Origin of the sequence: Marinobacter sp. Hex_13, assembly GCF_001566815.1 — a bacterium.
Taxonomy (GTDB): Bacteria; Pseudomonadota; Gammaproteobacteria; order Pseudomonadales; family Oleiphilaceae; genus Marinobacter; species Marinobacter salarius.
In genome coordinates, this window is the sequence record NZ_LSMM01000084.1 from 19,575 (window position 1) to 36,674 (window position 17,100).

Sequence of the window (17,100 nt, forward strand, 5' to 3'; positions counted from 1 at the left end):
TTACATTTATGTAGTGTGAAGTAACCGGAACGCGACAGGGAGTAACCGAAACTATCATCAGGAAACAAAATGTAGCAACGTGACACCATTCACATTACTGACAGGTCGCTGCCCTGCTATTCGTCGTCACAAACCGAATCATCCAGTTCCGGCGGCCGGGCGTGAAGTGATCCACGGGGGGATTTGCGGCTATAGATAGTGTAAGGCACCGTTGAAGCCCGGATATAGTCGATGTTGTCGGCATCATCGCCACTACCCCGAACGGTCTTGACCGGCTCACAGGACACCAGCAGATCCAGTGACGAACCAATATCGGTGACGCGTGCCGCCGGATCGTCCGCATTTATCGTCATGCAGCGCTTGCCAGCTGCCGACGCGCCCGTGCGGGCAACACGGTCCAGCCCTTCGTTACCGCAGGCCCGGATACCCTCCCCGCAGGATTGGTTGGCGGAGTCTTCATGGCTGTCATCCACCAGACGCCATTCACGGGCGCTGCATTGGGTTTCGACGGTAATGGGTGTGGACCGGTTATCCGCCACCCACCAGCCGGGGTATTCGGCAGTCTGCCATGTCAATTTTACCTGGCGATCTTCGCCAGCCGAATTCTCAGCGGGAAACACCGCGTAGTGGGTGTAATAGGATGCGCACCCACTCAGGACAAATGGCAGAACGGCGACGATAAGCCGCATAGGGAAGAAAGATCTGTTGAATATCATTCAGGTGAGCACCGTCTATTGATCCGCAAACTGTAGACCAAAACCGTCGTTGGTCTTACGTACCACCACCATATCCAGCACGGGAGCAGGCACCGGAAGGCCCTGCACCTGAACCTGAACACTGTCACCGATCGACGGTGCGAAGGGTTCGGTGTCGACAACAATAAAAACGCCGCCATCGGAAATGTCCCTGGTTGAGAACACGAATTCACCAAGTTCTTCATGGGTAACCCGAACCTTCGCACTCATTGCTGTGCGACCGTGCACTCTTCGATCATTCCCAACCATAGTCTGTATGCCCACCACTTTTTACATAGTTTTTATAGTCTTCCGAAGCATAACACCATTTCCGAGATAAGTTGGCAACGGTGTATTGACACTCAGCGCAACACAAATAAGAATAGTTGGCATTGTTAACTACCATTACGTCTCACTACACGTATAAAGATCACCCCTTACCCAAAACCATAAAGGAATACCTACCATGAAAATGAAACTTGCGGCGACTGCCATCGCAGCAGCCTGCGCGCTGCCCCTGCAGGCCAGCGCTGACGGCGAGGTCAACATCTACTCCTACCGCCAGGCTTACCTGCTGGAACCGCTGCTGAATGCATTCCAGGAAGAAACCGGGATCGAAACCAACGTCGTCTTCGCCAAGAAAGGCCTGGCAGAGCGACTGGAGCGTGAAGGACGCAACAGCCCCGCGGACCTGGTGATGACGGTGGATATCTCCCGCATCAACGAGCTGGTTGAGCGCGACCTCGTTGAAGGCATTGAAAACGAAACTCTGCAGAGCAACATCCCGCAGAACCTTCGTCATCCTGACGGCAAGTGGTTCGCCCTCACCACCCGCGGCCGGCTGATCTATGCCTCAAAGGAACGTGTTGAAGAAGGCGAGATCACGACCTACGAGCAACTGGCGGATGAAAAGTGGGATGACCGCATCTGTACCCGCAGCGGCAAGCACCCTTACAACATTGCCCTGTTCTCCTCCATGATCGCCCACCATGGCGAAGAAGCCACTGAAGAGTGGCTGGAAGGCCTGAAAGACAACCTGGCACGCAAGCCCCAGGGCGGTGACCGTGACCAGATCAAGGCCATCCATGCCGGCGAGTGCGACATTGCCATCGGTAACAGTTATTACTACGGCAACATGCTGAACGACGAGAACCAGCGCGAGGCCGCCGAGTCCGTACGTCTGGTATTCCCCAACGCGGCTGGCCGTGGCACTCACATCAACATCAGCGGTATCGCCCTGACCAAAAGTGCGCCCAACCGTGACAACGCCATCCGCCTGATGGAGTTCCTGTCAGAGCCCAAGGCACAGCAGATTTACGCCGAGGCCAACACCGAATACCCGGCCAACCCCGACGTAAAGCCCTCCGGCATGGTGGCCGAATGGGGTGAGATTAACCCGGACGACCTGTCTCTCCAGGAAATCGCGGAAAACCGCAGCGCAGCGGTGAAGATGGTTGATCGCGTCGATTACGACAACTAAACCAGCCATGTATTGAAAAAGCCGGGACTCAGGTCCCGGCTTTTTTGTACAATCCGCACCCTATTCCCAATTCACCCAAAGGAAACCTATGTCCGAGGCCATTGAACAGACCGGGGCGAGATACCCCCTGCTGGCAAAACGGACCTCGAAACGCTGGCTGATCACCGCCGCAGTGACCACCGCCATCGTGGCGCTTCCGGTACTGTCGGTGCTTATCCTGGCGCTGTTTCCGGAAGAGAATATCTGGCCTCACCTGCTGGACACCACGCTTCCCCGCTATCTGGTTACCACACTCCAACTCATGGCCGGCGTGGCTTTCATCACGCTGGTTATCGGCCTCGCCAGCGCCTGGGCGGTCACTATGTGCGACTTTCCCGGTCGCAAGTTTTTTGAATGGGCCATGCTGCTACCCTTTGCGGTGCCTGCCTATGTCATTGCTTATGTCTATACCAGCCTTCTGGATTACGCCGGGCCGGTTCAGACCGCCATGCGGGACTGGTTTGGCTGGCACAACGCCGCCGACTACTGGTTCCCCGAAATCCGCAGCCTGGAAGGCGCCACCCTGATGATCGGCCTGGTGCTCTATCCCTATGTATACCTGCTGGCACGGGCCGCGTTCCTGGAGCAATCCCCTTCCCTGTTTGCGGTCAGCCGTAGCCTGGGGCATTCCGCCATCAGCACCTTCTTCCGGGTGGTGCTGCCGATTGCCCGGCCTGCCGTAGCGGTTGGCCTGTCGCTGGTATTGATGGAAACCCTGAACGACTTCGGTACGGTGGATTTCTTTGCGGTACAAACCCTGACCGCCGGCCTGTTCGACACCTGGATGAACCTGGGGAATCTGGGAGGCGCCGCGCAGATTGCCACCACCATGCTGGCCTTCGTCGTTATCCTGGTGACCCTGGAGCGCTATTCCCGGCGCAAACAGCAACAATTCGCAGCGCGGGACAACCGCGAGCCAATCCGCCGCTTTACCCTGTCACGCCCGCGCCAGTGGGTGTGCGTGGCCGTGTGCGCCGTACCAGTGATCTTCGGTTTCCTGCTGCCAGCCGCCACCCTTGGTCACTATGCCTGGGAGTACTTCGACGAAAGCTGGAACCCGGACTTCGTTCGCAACACGCTCAACAGCCTGTTTCTCTCGGGAACCGCCGCGCTGACCACGCTGATCATTGGCGTCACCCTCGCCTACAGCCGCCGCCTGCACGATACCCGGGGCATGCGCGTGATGATGCGGCTTTCCAGCCTGGGCTACGCCATGCCCGGGGCCGTGCTCGCAGTGGGCGTGATTGTGCCGCTAGCCGGTTTTGACAACTGGGTGGATGGCATCCTGAGGGACAACTTCGGGGTCAGCAGTGGGCTGCTGCTTAGTGGTACCGCCTTTGCGTTGGTGTTCGCCTATACCGTTCGCTTCCTGGCGGTCTCCGCTGGCAGTGTGGAAAGTGCCCTGCAGAAAATTACACCCAGTATGGACATGGCCTCCCGGTCCCTGGGCCATACACCGGGCAATACACTGCTGAAGGTTCACCTGCCGATGTTGCGGGGCACCCTGATTACAGCGGCGTTGGTGGTGTTCGTGGACTGTATGAAGGAGCTGCCGGCGACGTTAATCCTGCGGCCCTTTAATTTTGAAACCCTGGCCACCTACGTGTACCAGTTTGCCTCGGACGAGAAGCTCGCCCACAGCGCCCTGCCGGCATTGATTATCGTGCTGGCCGGCATCATTCCGATCATCCTCATGAGCAAGTCCATTTCCGACACCCGGGCCATTAGCTGACGTTCGCCGCCTTCAAGCGGCAGCCGGGAAGTCCGCTTAGATCACCGAACGGGATTGCGCGCCCTGAACCACAAAACGGCCCTGGAAAACCGCAACGGGTTCTCTGACGGGTTCCGTGGTGGGTTCGCCGCAATACACTTCAGCAATCAGGGAAAGCCTGCCCTTGCCGTGGCGGGCCAGGCTTTTTCGGAATCGGTCAGGGACTTCACCGCCGGGGAGGCGGCACAGGGCGAAGAAGTTCGTGTCTACCGGCTCAATGTGCTCAATTTCACCTACCTGGATCACCACCTTTCCGGCCAATCCCAAGTCGGTCAATACCAGCTCAACCAACCCCCAGGCGGAAATCACTGCAACCGAGTAGACACTCCCCCCGAAGCCAGTCCCCTGGTGGTTGTGGTTGGGGGCCAGCGGAGCACTGACCAACAACGCATGGCCGTCATAGGAAACCAGCTCCACACCCAATGCTTCCGAGAGCGGAATCATGTCATAAATGCGTTTCTGAAACCGGGCTAACTGAGTCATATTCCCTCCTGAATATGTCTTCAGTTTATGCCCGTTTCAGCGCTTTCCCTATGCGACTTACGTCGGTTTTCTCTACTGCCAGATGACCGGCTCACGTTTTGCGTACCAGGAGTCCACATTTTCCTGATACGCATCCTCCACCACATTACGCTTCAGCTTCAGTGTCGGGGTCAGGAAGCTGTTCTCGATGGACCATTCATCGCTGACCACGGTAATGAACGCCAGTTGCTCGTGAGGGTCCACGGTCTTGTTGACGTCCGTAATCAACTGCTTGAAGCTGGCCTCGATGTCCTTGCGGAATGCTTCATCAGCCATCTTCGGACGAATCTCCTCGCCCAGCATCACCAGCGCGTGGGGTTGCGTCTGGTTGGCCCCGGAGACACACACCATTTCGATGGCCTCGTGAGACATCAGGCGGTTCTCGATCGGTGCGGGGGCGATGTACTTACCCTTGCTGGTCTTGAAGATTTCCTTGATGCGGCCGGTCAACTTCAGGCGTCCCATCTCGTCGATTTCGCCTTTGTCGCCGGTTTTCAGGAAACCGTCCTCTGAGAAGGTTTCGCGGGTTTTCTCTTCGTCCTTGTAGTACCCCATCATCGTGGCCGGGCTTTTCACCAGCACTTCGCCCTCGTCGCTGATCTTCATTTCCACGCCGGGCAGTGCTTCACCCACGTAGCCGGTGCGGGAACGGCCAGGCTTGTTCATGTGGGAATAGGCAAAGTTCTCGGACATGCCGTAGCCTTCCAGCAGTTCCAGCCCCAGGTTGCGGTACCAGTCCAGCACATCGTTGGAAAGAGGTGCGGAGCCACTGCCAGCCAGTTTGACCTTGTTCAGGCCCAGCCCTTTGAGCACCTTCTTCTTGATCACCTTGTTCAGTAGCGGAACCTTCAGCAGCTTTTCCAGCTTCTCCTTGGGCAGCTTCTGCAAAACGCCGTGCTGGAATTTCACCCACAGGCGGGGCACTGACAGGAACAGCGTCGGCTGTGCCCGCTGCAGATCCTGGACAAAGGTATCCAGCGACTCGGCAAAGAACAGCTGAAAACCGGAGTACAGCGAGCCCAGCTCCACAAACGTGCGCTCGAAAACGTGCGCCAGCGGCAGGTAAGACAGCATGCGCTCTTCCGCACCCACGCCCAGCACCTGGGTGCCACCGGCAGCCGCAAATGCCATATTACGGAAGCTCAGCATAACGCCCTTCGGCCGGCCGGTGCTGCCAGAGGTGTACACAATGGTGGCCAGTTCATCCGCATCCCGCTGGGTGTTCTCTTCAAGTGGCGGGTACTTGCCCACAAGGTCGTCCCAGGTTTCAAAATCGTTGGGCGGGCTCAGTGGGTAGGAAATACAACGCACGGACTCCGGCACGCCGGACTTCATCTGATCCCAGTCGTCCAGCTTACCGACAAACAGAACGTCGCATTCGCTGTGGTTAAGGATGTAGTTCACCGTATCCGCGTTCAGGGTCGGGTAAAGCGGCACGGAGATGTGGCCGGCCATCCAGATGGCCCAGTCCGACATGATCCACTGCGCGCAGTTCTTGGATATGATCCCGACTCGGCTCTTCTCCGGCAGGTTCAGGGATTTCAGGTACGAGGCCATCCGGCGGGCTTCGTCCACCGCGCGCTTCCAGGTGTATTCAACCACCTTGCCGTCGCCAATGGGCTGAGTCAGGTACAGGGAATCCGCTTTGGCGTGTTCCCAGTGATAAACCATATCCAGGGGGAGTTTGTCAGTAGTGTCCATGGACCTTCCTTGCGTTGTGTTATTTTTGAGTTATCAGTGTTTTTATTATGTAAGGGCTGCACTGCATTAGACTTTAGTAGCCTATTTCACCACAGCCGTCACCATCAAAACGTGACGGAACTAAAACTATTCCGCATCACATGTACTTTTAAGCTGGCATACTGCCGCGCAAATCCCTGTAAAAGGTACCTTCCCTTACCCATCAATCCAATAGCCTGTGATAAACTCCCGCCCCATTATTAAACGCGCGTTCGATCTCCCGGCGCGCCAAACAGTCTGAACAGACCCGGAGACCGGTTTATGGCCAACAAGATTCTGCGCACGCTGATCGGCACCGCCCTGCTGGCAATGGCTGCCATTGCACCCGCCATGGCACAGAGCGACGAGCAGCGAGTAGTCGCCATCACCCAGATTGTGGAGCATCCGGCACTGGATGCTGTCTACCAGGGCATCAGGGACGAACTGGAAGCACAGGGATATAACGACGGCGAACAGGTTCGTATCATGCACGAAAGCGCCCAGGGCAACGCCGCCATCGCGTCACAGATTGCCCGCAAATTCGTGGGTGAAGGCCCGGACGTGATCGTCGCCATCGCCACGCCGTCGGCCCAGACCATGGCCGCCGCCGCTCGCCAGACTCCAGTCGTCTTCTCAGCGGTAACCGACCCAGTCGGCGCCAAGCTGGTGAAAAGCCTGAAGGCTCCGGGAGCCAACATCACCGGCGTGACCGACATGCTGCCCATCGAACGCCACCTCGACCTGCTCGAGCGGGTGGTGCCAGACGCCAAACGCATCGGCACCGTCTACAACCCCGGCGAAGCCAACGCAGTGGCTCTGGTGGAGCTGCTTGAAGAGCGCCTGCAGGCCCGTGACATGGAACTGGTTAAAGCCGCCGCCACCAAGACCTCGGAAGTGCTCGGTGCTGCGCGTTCCCTGGTGGGCAAAGCAGACGCCATCTACCTGACCACCGACAACACCGTGATCAGCGCCGTGGAAGCGGTCATCTCCGTGGGCGAGCGTGCCAGCATTCCGGTCTTCGCCGCTGACACCGCCACCGTCGGCCGTGGCGCCGTTGCTGCCCTTGGCTTCGACTACTACGACCACGGCCGCCAGACCGGCGCCATGGTGGCCCGCATCCTGGAAGGTGCCAACCCCGGTGACATGAATGTGGAATCCGTGGACACCCTGGAACTGTTCGTGAACCCCGCTGCCGCAGAGCGCATGGGCATTACCCTGTCCGACGACCTGATCAGCGACGCGAAAAAAGTCGTAAACAGCGACAAGTAACCCACTGTTAGCGGGCGGCCTCACAAGGGCTGCCCGTTTTCATTTACGGTGACCCTATCCCATGCTTAGTAACATTGCCTTTTATGGCGCCATCGAAACCGGCCTGATCTACGGGCTGGTCGCCTTCGGTATCTACCTTTCGTTTCGCGTACTGGACTTCCCGGACCTGACCGTGGACGGCAGTTTTCCCCTGGGCGCCGCCGTGGCAGCCGTCCTTATCATTGAAGGCGTTAACCCCTGGCTGGCCACCGGCGCCGCCGTGATTGCCGGCATGGGTGCCGGTGCGGTAACCGCATTGCTGAACGTCAAACTCAACATTCTCAACCTGCTGGCGTCCATCCTCACGATGATCGCGCTGTATTCCGTGAACCTGCGCATCATGGGCCGGCCCAACATTGCCCTGCTCACCGAGGAAACCGTGCTCACACCCTGGTACGAGCTTGGCCTTGCCTACCATCAGGTGCCGGTACTGTTGTTCATCCTCGTGGTGATGGTAAGCCTGTTGTTGCTGTGGCGTTTCATGAAATCCGAAACCGGGCTGGCCATGCGCGCCACCGGCGCCAATCCGCGAATGGCCCGCGCCCAGGGTATCGCCACCGGTGCCATGATTGTTCTGGGGGTTGCCGTCTCTAATGGCTTGGTAGGCCTCGCCGGTGCCCTGTTCGCCCAGAGCCAGGGCGCTGCAGACGTGACCATGGGTGTGGGCGTGATCGTGATTGGCCTGGCCTCACTGATCGGTGGTGAAGCCGTGCTTACGCCGTCCACAGTTCTCCGAGCCCTGATTGCCTGTGTGATCGGCGCCATCGTCTACCGCCTGGCCATTGCCCTGGCACTGAACGCTGACTTCCTGGGGCTACAGGCCCAGGACCTGAACCTGATCACCGCCGTGCTGGTCACCCTGGCCATTGTGCTGCCCGGTGTTCGCACGTCCATTGCCGCGCGGCTTACCCGCAAAAAGGCCTGAGGAGGAAGCATGATTACAGCAACCGACCTGACCCTCACCTTCGGCAAGGGCACGCCGCTGGAAAACCCGGCCCTCCGAGGCATGAGCCTGACCGTCAACCAGGGCGAATTCGTCACCGTGATTGGCAGCAACGGCGCCGGCAAGTCTACCTTCCTCAACGCCCTCGCCGGTGAGGTCATGGTGGACAGCGGCAACATCATCGTCGACAACCAGGACGTAACAAAGCTGCCCACCCACAAGCGTGCCGGCCGGGTAGCCCGTGTATTCCAGGACCCGCTGGCGGGCACCTGTGAAGGCCTGACCATCGAGGAAAACCTGGCCCTGGCCATCAAACGTGGCCAGCGCCGTGGGCTGAGCGCAGCCGTAAAAGCCCGCTATATGGACCAGTTCAAATCCAGCCTGGCCTCCCTCAACCTGGGCCTGGAAAACCGGCTGGGCGACAAGATGGGCCTGCTTTCCGGCGGCCAGCGCCAGGCCGTAAGCCTGTTGATGGCCAGCCTGACACCCTCCGCCATCCTGTTGCTGGACGAACACACCGCCGCGCTGGACCCGAAAACCGCCTCCTTCGTGCTGGACCTGACCACACAGATCATCGAAGAACAGAAGCTCACCGCGCTGATGGTCACCCACAGCATGAAACAGGCGCTGGAAGTCGGCGACCGCACAGTGATGCTGCATCAGGGCCAGGTGGTGTTCGACATCGCCGGCCAGGACCGGGAAGGACTGGAAGTGAAAGACCTGCTGGAACTGTTCGAGAAGCAGCGCGGGCTGGAAGTGGACGACGACAGCTTGTTGTTGGGCTAATCACGCTCGCCGGCAAACTCGTCTACGGGGCACCTTGCATGCCCCGTAGACCGTTTGGTCACTAGTGACCGTACACCCGCATCTGAGTATTGGTGATCGCCAGGTCATCAATAAAGATCTGGCCGATCGAGGCCTGCCCCACAATCACCTCCTGCATTCCGATGTCCGCCGCAAAGCTGGGCATATCGATCGCCAGGGAGGAACCACCGTCTGCACGCTGGCCGTTGTAGATGTACAGGTCCACTTCCGCGAACAGGTCCAACACGCTCGGGAAGGTCTGATCGTAGTCCGCACCGGTCAATGAAAGGCCACGAATGCCCACGGCCGCAAACGGCACATCGAAATCCATCACCTCAATGGCAAACGCAGAACGTAGCCGCATGACGTCGGTGTCTGTATCAATGTGAATAGAGCCACGCCCCAACACACCTTCAATGAACAGGTTGTCCATCAGCGCCGTGTTCTGGCCGCCCTGCCCCCACAATTCCCACGCACCGGAGGTCACACGGAAATCAATAGCATTGAAGAATTGCGGGCGGATATTGATGGCCGCATCGCCGTCGGCGAGCACATCAATATCGATACGGATGTTGTCCAGCAGATCATTGGAATCTGGCCCACCCAGGCCATTGAAACCAAAGAAGTCTGTCCGTTCCGCACCGCCGATGCTGATATCGCTGATCGTCAGCGACCCTTCATCGGTATAGATAAAGCGGTCCATATTGATCTTGGTTTCCAGCTCAATGGACACACCGGCCTGGCCGGTAATGTTTCCCATTGCGCTGTCCTCCAGCATCACAATGTCTGCCATTGCGGCAGCAGGCAACCCTGCGACGCCCAGCGCAAGCAGTGTTCGTTTCAGGCCTTTCATTATTATGTTCCTTTTATAGTAGTTTTCACTTCCTGTGGGCCACTACCTCTTACGACTCCACATCACTACTTTAGCGACAGGTACAAAACGGGTACGTGCATCGGTCACATTTAACTGACTTTATGAACCTTTTTTCAGATTTTTCGCTGCGCAGTTTTTGACCACAACATCTAGTGGTTTCCAGTAAAATGCCTCAACGCGGCGTTTCTGCGGGCATTTCAGGATATTCAAGCATTCATCCATTGATTTTCTTTCGCTATGAGCCGCAATCTATAGTTGTCTTCTTATTCACAGACCACTATATCCTGTTATACTCATCTCATATTCACCCATATATAGGGTTTGCTCGGCCCGCTCACCACAAACGGCGCGCCAGTAAACCACGCGGGTGACCATCTTTCCTGAAAACCCGCTGTTACGCCCTTTCCAGGGCGGACAGCAGGTTAGAAAAACACCAGATCTAGTGTTTCACCGGATCTGAAGCATAACGGCCTTCCAGGCTGAGACATCTTAACGACACATGGGGTATGGCCGGCTGCGGTTTGCAACGGCCATCAAAAGACATACCGGACATCCGAGGGTGGCAATGAACGCTAAAGCACAGGCAGTGATAACAACAATTCCAATGCAGGAAGCTTCGCTGGACATCTGGAACAGCAAGTACCAACTCAAAACCAAGACCGGCGAACCCGTCGATAAGGACATCGAAGCAACCTACGAGCGTGTTGCCACTGCCCTTGCCGAAGTGGAAAACAAAGCCAACCGTGCCAAGCACAAGAAAGAATTCGTCTGGGCCCTGCGCCACGGTGCCATCCCCGCTGGCCGCATTACCTCCAACGCCGGTGCGGAAGCCCACAAACCAGCCACGTCCACCATCAACTGCACCGTGTCTGGCTCCGTTCAGGACTCCATGAACGACATCCTGGAAAAAAACCACGAAGCCGGCCTCACCCTCAAAGCCGGTTGTGGTATTGGTTATGAATTCTCCACCCTGCGCCCCCGCGGCGCCTACGTTGCCGGTGCGGGTGCCACCACCTCCGGCCCGCTGTCGTTCATGGATATCTTCGACCGCATGTGCTTCACCGTGTCTTCCGCCGGTGGCCGCCGTGGCGCGCAGATGGCCACCTTCGACGTACACCACCCGGACGTCATCGACTTCATCCAGGCCAAGCGTGAAGACGGCCGCCTGCGCCAGTTCAACCTGTCGCTGCTGATCACCGAAGACTTCATCGAAGCCGTGCGCAACGGCGACGACTGGCACCTGTCGTTCCCCGTCACTGAAAAAGAAGTGGAAGACGAAGGCCTGGACCTGTCCGACGAAACCCAGTTCGTGTACCGCGACTTCCCGATCCAGAAGGGTTACGTGGTCAATGGCGAAGGCAAGGTTGCGTGCCGCATCTACCGCACCCTGAAAGCCCAGTTCATCTGGGACACCATCATGACCAGCACCTACGACTACGCCGAGCCAGGGTTCATCCTGATCGACAAGGTCAACCAGATGAACAACAACTGGTTCTGCGAAGACATCCGCGCCACCAACCCCTGTGGCGAACAGCCCCTGCCCCCGTACGGCAGCTGTCTGCTGGGCTCTGTGAACCTGACCATGTTCGTGGACTACCCGTTCACCGACAAGGCCAGCTTCAACTATGAGAAGTACCGTAAAGTCGTTGGCATCTTCACCCGCATGCTGGACAACGTAGTGGAAATCAATGGTCTGCCGCTGGAAGAGCAGCGCCACGAAATCACCTACAAGCGCCGCCACGGCATGGGCATCCTCGGCCTGGGCTCCACCCTCGCCATGCTGCGTATGCCTTACGGCTCGTCCGAATCCGTGCAGTTTACCGAAGAAGTCGTACGTGAAATGGCCGTGGAAGGCTGGCGCCAGTCCCTGGCCCTGGCCGAAGAGAAAGGCCCGGCGCCGATCATGGATGACGAGTTTGAAGTTACTCCAAAGATGCTGACCAAGTGCCCGCAGCTGTCCCAGGACGGCTACAAGCTGGGCGACAAGCTCAAAGGCAAGGTGCTGCACGCCAAGTACAGCAAGTACATGCAGCAGATCGCCGGCGTAGAGCCGGAGCTGATCGAGCAACTGGCCGAGAAAGGTGGCCGCTTCACGCACCACACCTCCATCGCGCCCACCGGCACCATCAGCCTGTCATTGGCCAACAACGCCAGTAACGGCATCGAGCCGAGCTTCTCGCACCACTACGCGCGCAACATCATCCGCGAAGGGCGCAAGACCAAGGAAAAAGTCGACGTATTCTCCTTCGAGCTGCTGGCCTATCGCCACCTGGTTAACCCCGGTGCAATGCCCTTCTCCGAAGAAGAAGACAAGCGCCTGCCCCAATACTTCACCACGTCTGAAGACGTGACGCCGGCGCAGCACGTGGACATCCAGGCCGCGGCCCAACTGTGGGTGGACTCGTCCATCTCCAAGACCGCCAACGTGCCCCAGGACTTCGCGTATCCGGACTTCAAAGACATCTACATGTACGCCTACGACAAAGGCCTGAAGGGTTGCACCACCTTCCGCTTTAACCCGGAAGCCTTCCAGGGCGTGCTGGTTCAGGAGAAAGACCTGGAAAACACACTGTACGAATTCACCCTGGACGACGGCAGCAAGGTGACCCTCAAGGGCAACGAACAGGTGGAGTACGACGGCGAGCTCCATAACGCCGCCAACCTGTTTGATGCGCTTAAAGAAGGCACCTACGGCAAATACTGATCCCGGGAACCGACACAGGACAACGAACATGACCGTTAAAATCAGCAACAAAATCGTCGGCTACCGCGTAAAGAAAGCCGACCCAGAAGCAGCTCAGCCAGCCGCGCAGCCGGAAAACAAACCGGTTGAGATGAACGAATACATCGAACGGCCGGACTTCCTGCTGGGCACCACCTACAAGATCAAACCGCCGGTGGCCGAGCACGCGATGTACATCACCATTAATGACATCCTGCTCAACGAAGGCACCGACCACGAAAGCCGGCAGCCGTATGAAGTGTTCATCAACTCCAAGTCGATGGAACACTTCCAGTGGGTAATCGCCCTCACCCGCGTTGTCTCCGCCGTGTTCCGCAAAGGCGGCGACGTCACCTTCCTGGTGGAAGAACTGCGCAGCGTGTACGACCCCAACGGCGGCTACTTCAAGAAAGGCGGCGTGTTCATGCCCTCTCTCGTCGCTGAAATTGGCGCCGTGATCGAGAAGCACCTCAAGGCCATTGGCCTGATTGAGAGTGAGGAAATGAGCGAAGTCACCAAGCGCATCCTCGCCGAAAAACGCGCCGAATTCGAAGCCAGCCACACCACGGCCACGAACGACGACAAAGCCGGCGACTACCCGCCCAACGCCACCATGTGCGGCAAGTGCAGCACCAAGGCGGTGATCGTGATGGACGGGTGTGCGACTTGCCTGTCTTGCGGCGATAGCAAGTGCGGTTGAGGTGATTGACTGCAGTGAGTGATGAGAAGGCCTGAAGTGTTAAAGCTTCGGGCCTTTTTTGTTTTCGGGGTCTCCGGAATCATTGGACTGTTTTATGATTGCGGAAATGCGACCGCCTCATGATTGCGCAGTATAGAACCTGCCAGCTGGGCTGTTTCGCTTTGCAAGTTATTGGATTTACGGCTAGTTTTAACGAGTATTTAAGGGGTTTCCGAGATCGTGAAACGTAATAACGAAGCGGTCAAATTTTGGCAATCACTGAGACGTCGGTCTAACTGCTGTTAACTTTCAAGGGAGTAAGTGTGGAAGACACTGGCATCTACCGAGTATTAATGGATGAACGTTGGGCCCTGGAAGACCTTTACGGATTCCCCTATGCCTACCAGCAAGCGCATTCGTTTGTTTTTCATTTTGATAGCTCCCAAGAGCTAGATCCTAGAATAGTCGACAGAGTAAACAAGACATTCCATGAATATCCGTGGCAGGGCGGATACAGCTACGTAAACCTTTATGCGGTGCTTTTCAATCAAATTCCGAAGCAACAGCGCCCAACCGTTCAGTCTATTCAGTATGCTTCTCCAGGATGGATAGACCTTCTGATAAACCCTGATGTTGCCCTTCAGGTGGCCAAGTCAGTAGGAATCTTATTGGGCGCAGGTGTTACCGCAGTTGAGGCATTCAAACGAATTGACCGCGCGAGGCTCGATATAGCGAAGCGCCGGCGGCAGCAGAACCGCGAATATGCTTCGCTCGCGGCATCTGAGGCAAAAGAATTAAATAATATGTCTGAGGAGCTCGCAAAGCACCTAGGCTTTCAAAGTTTGAAGGAACTTCAGGACAAAACAGCAGATCCCGAGGTTACGTTAAAAGTTCTTATGGCACATTATCGTCGGCTACGAACGCTAGGTGATTTCGTGGAGAGCGGCAAGGTGAAACTGCCAGAAAATCTTAAAGACGAAAGTTAACAAATGCAGGCAAGGGACGCTCCTGACGTCGCGCCCCTGCTGCAAGGCGTTGGGCGGCAAAGTGAACAGTGATGACTACTGAATTCAAGCGGCTAACGGAAGTCGATAGCTCCGAAATTATCGAACTAATGAATAATCCGTTGGTGCGGCGGCATATGCCTTTGGCAACCAGTTGTTTCGGGGAAAGCGACTGCGAGGAATTTATTGCTGCAAAAGAACGGCTATGGAAAGAAGATGGTTACGGTCCGTGGGCGTTTGTCGTTGATGGTCAGTTTGTCGGCTGGGGTGGATTACAACGCGAGAACGGGGAAGCTGACTTGGGATTAGTACTGCACCCGGATCATTGGGGATTAGGGAAAACCCTCTACAGCGAAATAATTCGTCGAGCTTTTGGAGAAATGGGTTTCGAGGCGGTCACGGTGCTCCTCCCGCCCACGAGGAAGAATATTAAAGGCTTGCTGCGTTTAGGCTTCCGTAAAAATGGGCAATTAGAGGTCGCAGATAAAACCTTCTTGCGTTATCGGCTCGAAAAAAGGCAGAGCTCAATTGGATAATCTCCAGCAACAGTAGGAGTCGACGAAATTGCCGCCCAACTCAGGCGTTGAAGCTGTAGAAAAAGCCCCGCGGTTATTTTGTGTTGGCGCTTCAGCGAGAAATCCGGGACAGATCTATTTAACCCCCCAACGCCGCCATATGAAAACACTGAGCCATACGGTAAGCAGCAGCTTTAACGCACAGAGTATAGTGCTCCTTGTTCTCAGCAAGCGTTTTCAGGAATTTGCTTCTGGCTTCCCTGGACAACCATTTCAGAGCACTTTCTCCGGGGCTTAGCGGTTCTGGAACAAACTTCATCGCTTCGTCGCATTCGCCTGATTCCGAGATTAGCTCGTAAGCTCCCTGATGTTGTTGATCACCTCTTGATACCGCTCTTCAGTCCCCTGAATCACGATGTGATGAATGGCTGCCCGGTCAAACACGGACAGATACCCTGCCCTGCTCTTCCGCAAGCAGTTGCAGCCAGTTTGGTAGTACGGAGCGCTTTTCAGGAATGAATATGGATTGAATAAACTTGCCAGTAACACCTGTGAGGTCCACCTGAGAATACATCGACTCTCCATCCACAACCTGATGGGACAATGCCCAATCGTCGTATTTGAGGATGAGCATGTTGCTCGAATGGGAGATCTGTTCAGGCTCCGGATATTCCAAGGCCAGATGTTGCGAGAGTACCAACGTGCCGGAATAGCCCAGGACAGGAAGAGAAATTAACAATGCACAGACTAAAGCGCGGAATCCTTTCATGTTCGCCTCCATGTGAATTGCTGGTAGCCTAGCGAAAGAGAACCGATACGGAAAACAAAACCGACAACAAGATAGGTCCACAAATGACAGCCTACGTAATCGGCCAAATCACCATAAAAGACCCAGCCAGATGGGAAGAATACCGCCGCCAAGTCCCCGATACCCTGGAGCCCTGGGGCGCCGAACTTGTGCTTCGCGGCACGCAAGCAAGAGTCTTGAGCGGGCAACACCCTCATACAGATACCGTGGTTATCCGCTTCCCAAGCATGGAGGTCGTTGTCAGATGGCACGATTCCGCCGCGTATCAGGCCCTCGTCCCTCTGCGTATGCAGGCAGCGGAGGTGGATTTGATCAGTTATGAAGCCGACTCCTAGAGGCCTTTGCAGTCTCAAAAGAGGACTTACCCCGGTACAGTAGGCGCTCCTAGCCTTTGATCGGAGCATAAGAGGAATTTTCATGAGAGTAGGTTTGCTGATCATCGTCGCATTCTGGTGCCTTCCAGTTTCTTCTCAAACGCTCGAAATTATGGGGTCGGACGAGGGTTTTCTGCCGTTTTATTACGGTGACACCCTTAACAAGGGCATTCTGGTTGAGGTGATCAATGAGTTCAGCCTGGAGGCCGGTATTACAGCCGGTTTCCGCCCGATGCCGCGCAAGCGCCAGGCCTGGGCCCTGGAAAAAGGACAAGCCAACGCGGTTTTTGCCAACCCGTTGTGGATGCCGCTACCAAGCCGGATGCACGCCGTCGGACCGGTGTTAACCTGGCGTGATCGTCTGTTCGCACAACCTGGCCGGCAACCGGCCTCCTTCGATGATCTTGATGGCAGCATCTGTCTGCGAAAATGGTTTGTCTACAGTGATCAACTTGAGCGGCGGATTGGTACCAACCTGGCCCGCCATGACTCTTACAATGCCCAACAGATGCTGGGCATGTTTCTGAACAAACGCTGCGATTACGCCGTCATGAACGAAATGGAGTTCCGGTTTCTGGCAAAGTTGGTGGAAGTCGATCCGAATTTTTACAGCACGGAACTGATCGACGCCGAATGGCCGGTCTATCTTGGTATCCTCAAAACCGAGGCGGCTCTGATTGAAGCGGCGGAAGCCTTTTTCGCTACCCGCACGGTTGATGCGGAAGCCATGCTACCCAAACTGCCGCCGCCGGACCGGCACATCTCGATTCAGCCGGACAAGTAAGGCAACTGATTACTATGACC

General features: G+C 56.5%; 17 protein-coding genes. 11 read left to right on the forward strand and 6 right to left on the reverse strand.

Annotation, left to right across the window (positions count from 1 at the left end; translation table 11 throughout):
- Window positions 1-116 precede the first annotated feature (116 nt).
- Both AXW11_RS19295 and AXW11_RS19300 read right to left on the reverse strand, forming a co-directional pair.
- Window positions 117-716 carry a hypothetical protein gene (locus tag AXW11_RS19295; RefSeq protein WP_036208231.1) on the reverse strand — a complete coding sequence of 200 codons (600 nt, stop codon included), beginning with the start codon at window positions 714-716 and terminating at the stop codon, window positions 117-119.
- A gap of 15 nt (window positions 717-731) precedes the next feature.
- Window positions 732-1,004 (reverse strand): PilZ domain-containing protein, encoded by a 273-nt coding sequence (locus tag AXW11_RS19300; RefSeq protein WP_036208246.1) that lies wholly within the window; start codon window positions 1,002-1,004, stop codon window positions 732-734.
- 196 nt (window positions 1,005-1,200) lie between these two features.
- Here AXW11_RS19300 and AXW11_RS19305 point away from each other — a divergent pair, with 196 nt between their 5' ends.
- A complete protein-coding gene (locus AXW11_RS19305; protein WP_036208249.1) occupies window positions 1,201-2,214 on the forward strand; it encodes a Fe(3+) ABC transporter substrate-binding protein in 1,014 nt (337 codons plus the stop codon).
- 88 nt (window positions 2,215-2,302) lie between these two features.
- Window positions 2,303-3,985, forward strand: a complete 1,683-nt coding sequence (locus tag AXW11_RS19310) for an ABC transporter permease (RefSeq protein ID WP_091642017.1) — start codon at window positions 2,303-2,305, stop codon at window positions 3,983-3,985.
- Between the two features lie 36 nt (window positions 3,986-4,021).
- Here AXW11_RS19310 and AXW11_RS19315 read toward each other — a convergent pair whose 3' ends face one another.
- Both AXW11_RS19315 and AXW11_RS19320 read right to left on the reverse strand, forming a co-directional pair.
- Complete coding sequence (locus AXW11_RS19315; RefSeq protein ID WP_036208256.1) at window positions 4,022-4,507, reverse strand: thioesterase domain-containing protein; 486 nt, start codon at window positions 4,505-4,507, stop codon at window positions 4,022-4,024.
- A 72-nt stretch (window positions 4,508-4,579) separates the two neighbouring features.
- On the reverse strand, window positions 4,580-6,247 hold the full coding sequence (locus AXW11_RS19320; protein WP_036208260.1) for an AMP-binding protein: 1,668 nt from the start codon (window positions 6,245-6,247) through the stop codon (window positions 4,580-4,582).
- A gap of 300 nt (window positions 6,248-6,547) precedes the next feature.
- On the opposite strand from AXW11_RS19320, the gene AXW11_RS19325 reads away from it, so the two are divergent.
- From AXW11_RS19325 to AXW11_RS19335, 3 genes are all read left to right on the forward strand, one after another.
- A complete protein-coding gene (locus AXW11_RS19325; protein ID WP_091642014.1) occupies window positions 6,548-7,534 on the forward strand; it encodes an ABC transporter substrate-binding protein in 987 nt (328 codons plus the stop codon).
- Window positions 7,535-7,595: 61 nt separating this feature from the next.
- Window positions 7,596-8,498 (forward strand): ABC transporter permease, encoded by a 903-nt coding sequence (locus AXW11_RS19330; RefSeq protein ID WP_091642011.1) that lies wholly within the window; start codon window positions 7,596-7,598, stop codon window positions 8,496-8,498.
- 9 nt (window positions 8,499-8,507) lie between these two features.
- On the forward strand, window positions 8,508-9,302 hold the full coding sequence (locus AXW11_RS19335; protein WP_007152408.1) for an ABC transporter ATP-binding protein: 795 nt from the start codon (window positions 8,508-8,510) through the stop codon (window positions 9,300-9,302).
- 61 nt (window positions 9,303-9,363) lie between these two features.
- Here AXW11_RS19335 and AXW11_RS19340 read toward each other — a convergent pair whose 3' ends face one another.
- Entirely contained in the window at window positions 9,364-10,173 is an 810-nt protein-coding gene (locus AXW11_RS19340; RefSeq protein WP_041333163.1) for a DUF6160 family protein, read from the reverse strand.
- 586 nt (window positions 10,174-10,759) lie between these two features.
- Here AXW11_RS19340 and AXW11_RS19345 point away from each other — a divergent pair.
- The 4 genes from AXW11_RS19345 to AXW11_RS19360 all read left to right on the forward strand — a co-directional run bounded on the left by AXW11_RS19345 (window position 10,760) and on the right by AXW11_RS19360 (window position 15,135).
- Window positions 10,760-12,898, forward strand: coding sequence for an adenosylcobalamin-dependent ribonucleoside-diphosphate reductase (locus tag AXW11_RS19345; protein ID WP_091642008.1), 2,139 nt, complete (start codon window positions 10,760-10,762; stop codon window positions 12,896-12,898).
- 28 nt (window positions 12,899-12,926) lie between these two features.
- Window positions 12,927-13,616, forward strand: coding sequence for a TSCPD domain-containing protein (locus AXW11_RS19350; protein ID WP_036208278.1), 690 nt, complete (start codon window positions 12,927-12,929; stop codon window positions 13,614-13,616).
- Between the two features lie 302 nt (window positions 13,617-13,918).
- Window positions 13,919-14,581 carry a hypothetical protein gene (locus AXW11_RS19355; RefSeq protein ID WP_091642005.1) on the forward strand — a complete coding sequence of 221 codons (663 nt, stop codon included), beginning with the start codon at window positions 13,919-13,921 and terminating at the stop codon, window positions 14,579-14,581.
- 71 nt (window positions 14,582-14,652) lie between these two features.
- Window positions 14,653-15,135 (forward strand): GNAT family N-acetyltransferase, encoded by a 483-nt coding sequence (locus tag AXW11_RS19360; protein WP_041333157.1) that lies wholly within the window; start codon window positions 14,653-14,655, stop codon window positions 15,133-15,135.
- A 415-nt stretch (window positions 15,136-15,550) separates the two neighbouring features.
- On the opposite strand, the gene AXW11_RS19365 is transcribed toward AXW11_RS19360, so the two are convergent.
- Window positions 15,551-15,883, reverse strand: a complete 333-nt coding sequence (locus AXW11_RS19365) for a hypothetical protein (RefSeq protein ID WP_041333154.1) — start codon at window positions 15,881-15,883, stop codon at window positions 15,551-15,553.
- Between the two features lie 83 nt (window positions 15,884-15,966).
- Between AXW11_RS19365 and AXW11_RS19370 the strand changes: the two genes are divergently transcribed.
- On the forward strand, window positions 15,967-16,257 hold the full coding sequence (locus AXW11_RS19370) for a DUF1330 domain-containing protein (RefSeq protein WP_041333152.1): 291 nt from the start codon (window positions 15,967-15,969) through the stop codon (window positions 16,255-16,257).
- A gap of 82 nt (window positions 16,258-16,339) precedes the next feature.
- Window positions 16,340-17,080, forward strand: a complete 741-nt coding sequence (locus AXW11_RS19375; protein ID WP_091642002.1) for a substrate-binding periplasmic protein — start codon at window positions 16,340-16,342, stop codon at window positions 17,078-17,080.
- Window positions 17,081-17,100 lie beyond the last annotated feature (20 nt).

What these genes read in the sequence shown, in the direction of transcription:
- AXW11_RS19295 (WP_036208231.1), bottom strand. Translation starts at nt 716, where the DNA reads ATGATATTCAACAGATCTTTCTTCCCTATGCGGCTTATCGTCGCCGTT.
- AXW11_RS19300 (WP_036208246.1), bottom strand. Translation starts at nt 1,004, where the DNA reads ATGGTTGGGAATGATCGAAGAGTGCACGGTCGCACAGCAATGAGTGCG.
- AXW11_RS19305 (WP_036208249.1), top strand. Translation starts at nt 1,201, where the DNA reads ATGAAAATGAAACTTGCGGCGACTGCCATCGCAGCAGCCTGCGCGCTG.
- AXW11_RS19310 (WP_091642017.1), top strand. Translation starts at nt 2,303, where the DNA reads ATGTCCGAGGCCATTGAACAGACCGGGGCGAGATACCCCCTGCTGGCA.
- AXW11_RS19315 (WP_036208256.1), bottom strand. Translation starts at nt 4,507, where the DNA reads ATGACTCAGTTAGCCCGGTTTCAGAAACGCATTTATGACATGATTCCG.
- AXW11_RS19320 (WP_036208260.1), bottom strand. Translation starts at nt 6,247, where the DNA reads ATGGACACTACTGACAAACTCCCCCTGGATATGGTTTATCACTGGGAA.
- AXW11_RS19325 (WP_091642014.1), top strand. Translation starts at nt 6,548, where the DNA reads ATGGCCAACAAGATTCTGCGCACGCTGATCGGCACCGCCCTGCTGGCA.
- AXW11_RS19330 (WP_091642011.1), top strand. Translation starts at nt 7,596, where the DNA reads ATGCTTAGTAACATTGCCTTTTATGGCGCCATCGAAACCGGCCTGATC.
- AXW11_RS19335 (WP_007152408.1), top strand. Translation starts at nt 8,508, where the DNA reads ATGATTACAGCAACCGACCTGACCCTCACCTTCGGCAAGGGCACGCCG.
- AXW11_RS19340 (WP_041333163.1), bottom strand. Translation starts at nt 10,173, where the DNA reads ATGAAAGGCCTGAAACGAACACTGCTTGCGCTGGGCGTCGCAGGGTTG.
- AXW11_RS19345 (WP_091642008.1), top strand. Translation starts at nt 10,760, where the DNA reads ATGAACGCTAAAGCACAGGCAGTGATAACAACAATTCCAATGCAGGAA.
- AXW11_RS19350 (WP_036208278.1), top strand. Translation starts at nt 12,927, where the DNA reads ATGACCGTTAAAATCAGCAACAAAATCGTCGGCTACCGCGTAAAGAAA.
- AXW11_RS19360 (WP_041333157.1), top strand. Translation starts at nt 14,653, where the DNA reads ATGACTACTGAATTCAAGCGGCTAACGGAAGTCGATAGCTCCGAAATT.
- AXW11_RS19365 (WP_041333154.1), bottom strand. Translation starts at nt 15,883, where the DNA reads ATGAAAGGATTCCGCGCTTTAGTCTGTGCATTGTTAATTTCTCTTCCT.
- AXW11_RS19370 (WP_041333152.1), top strand. Translation starts at nt 15,967, where the DNA reads ATGACAGCCTACGTAATCGGCCAAATCACCATAAAAGACCCAGCCAGA.
- AXW11_RS19375 (WP_091642002.1), top strand. Translation starts at nt 16,340, where the DNA reads ATGAGAGTAGGTTTGCTGATCATCGTCGCATTCTGGTGCCTTCCAGTT.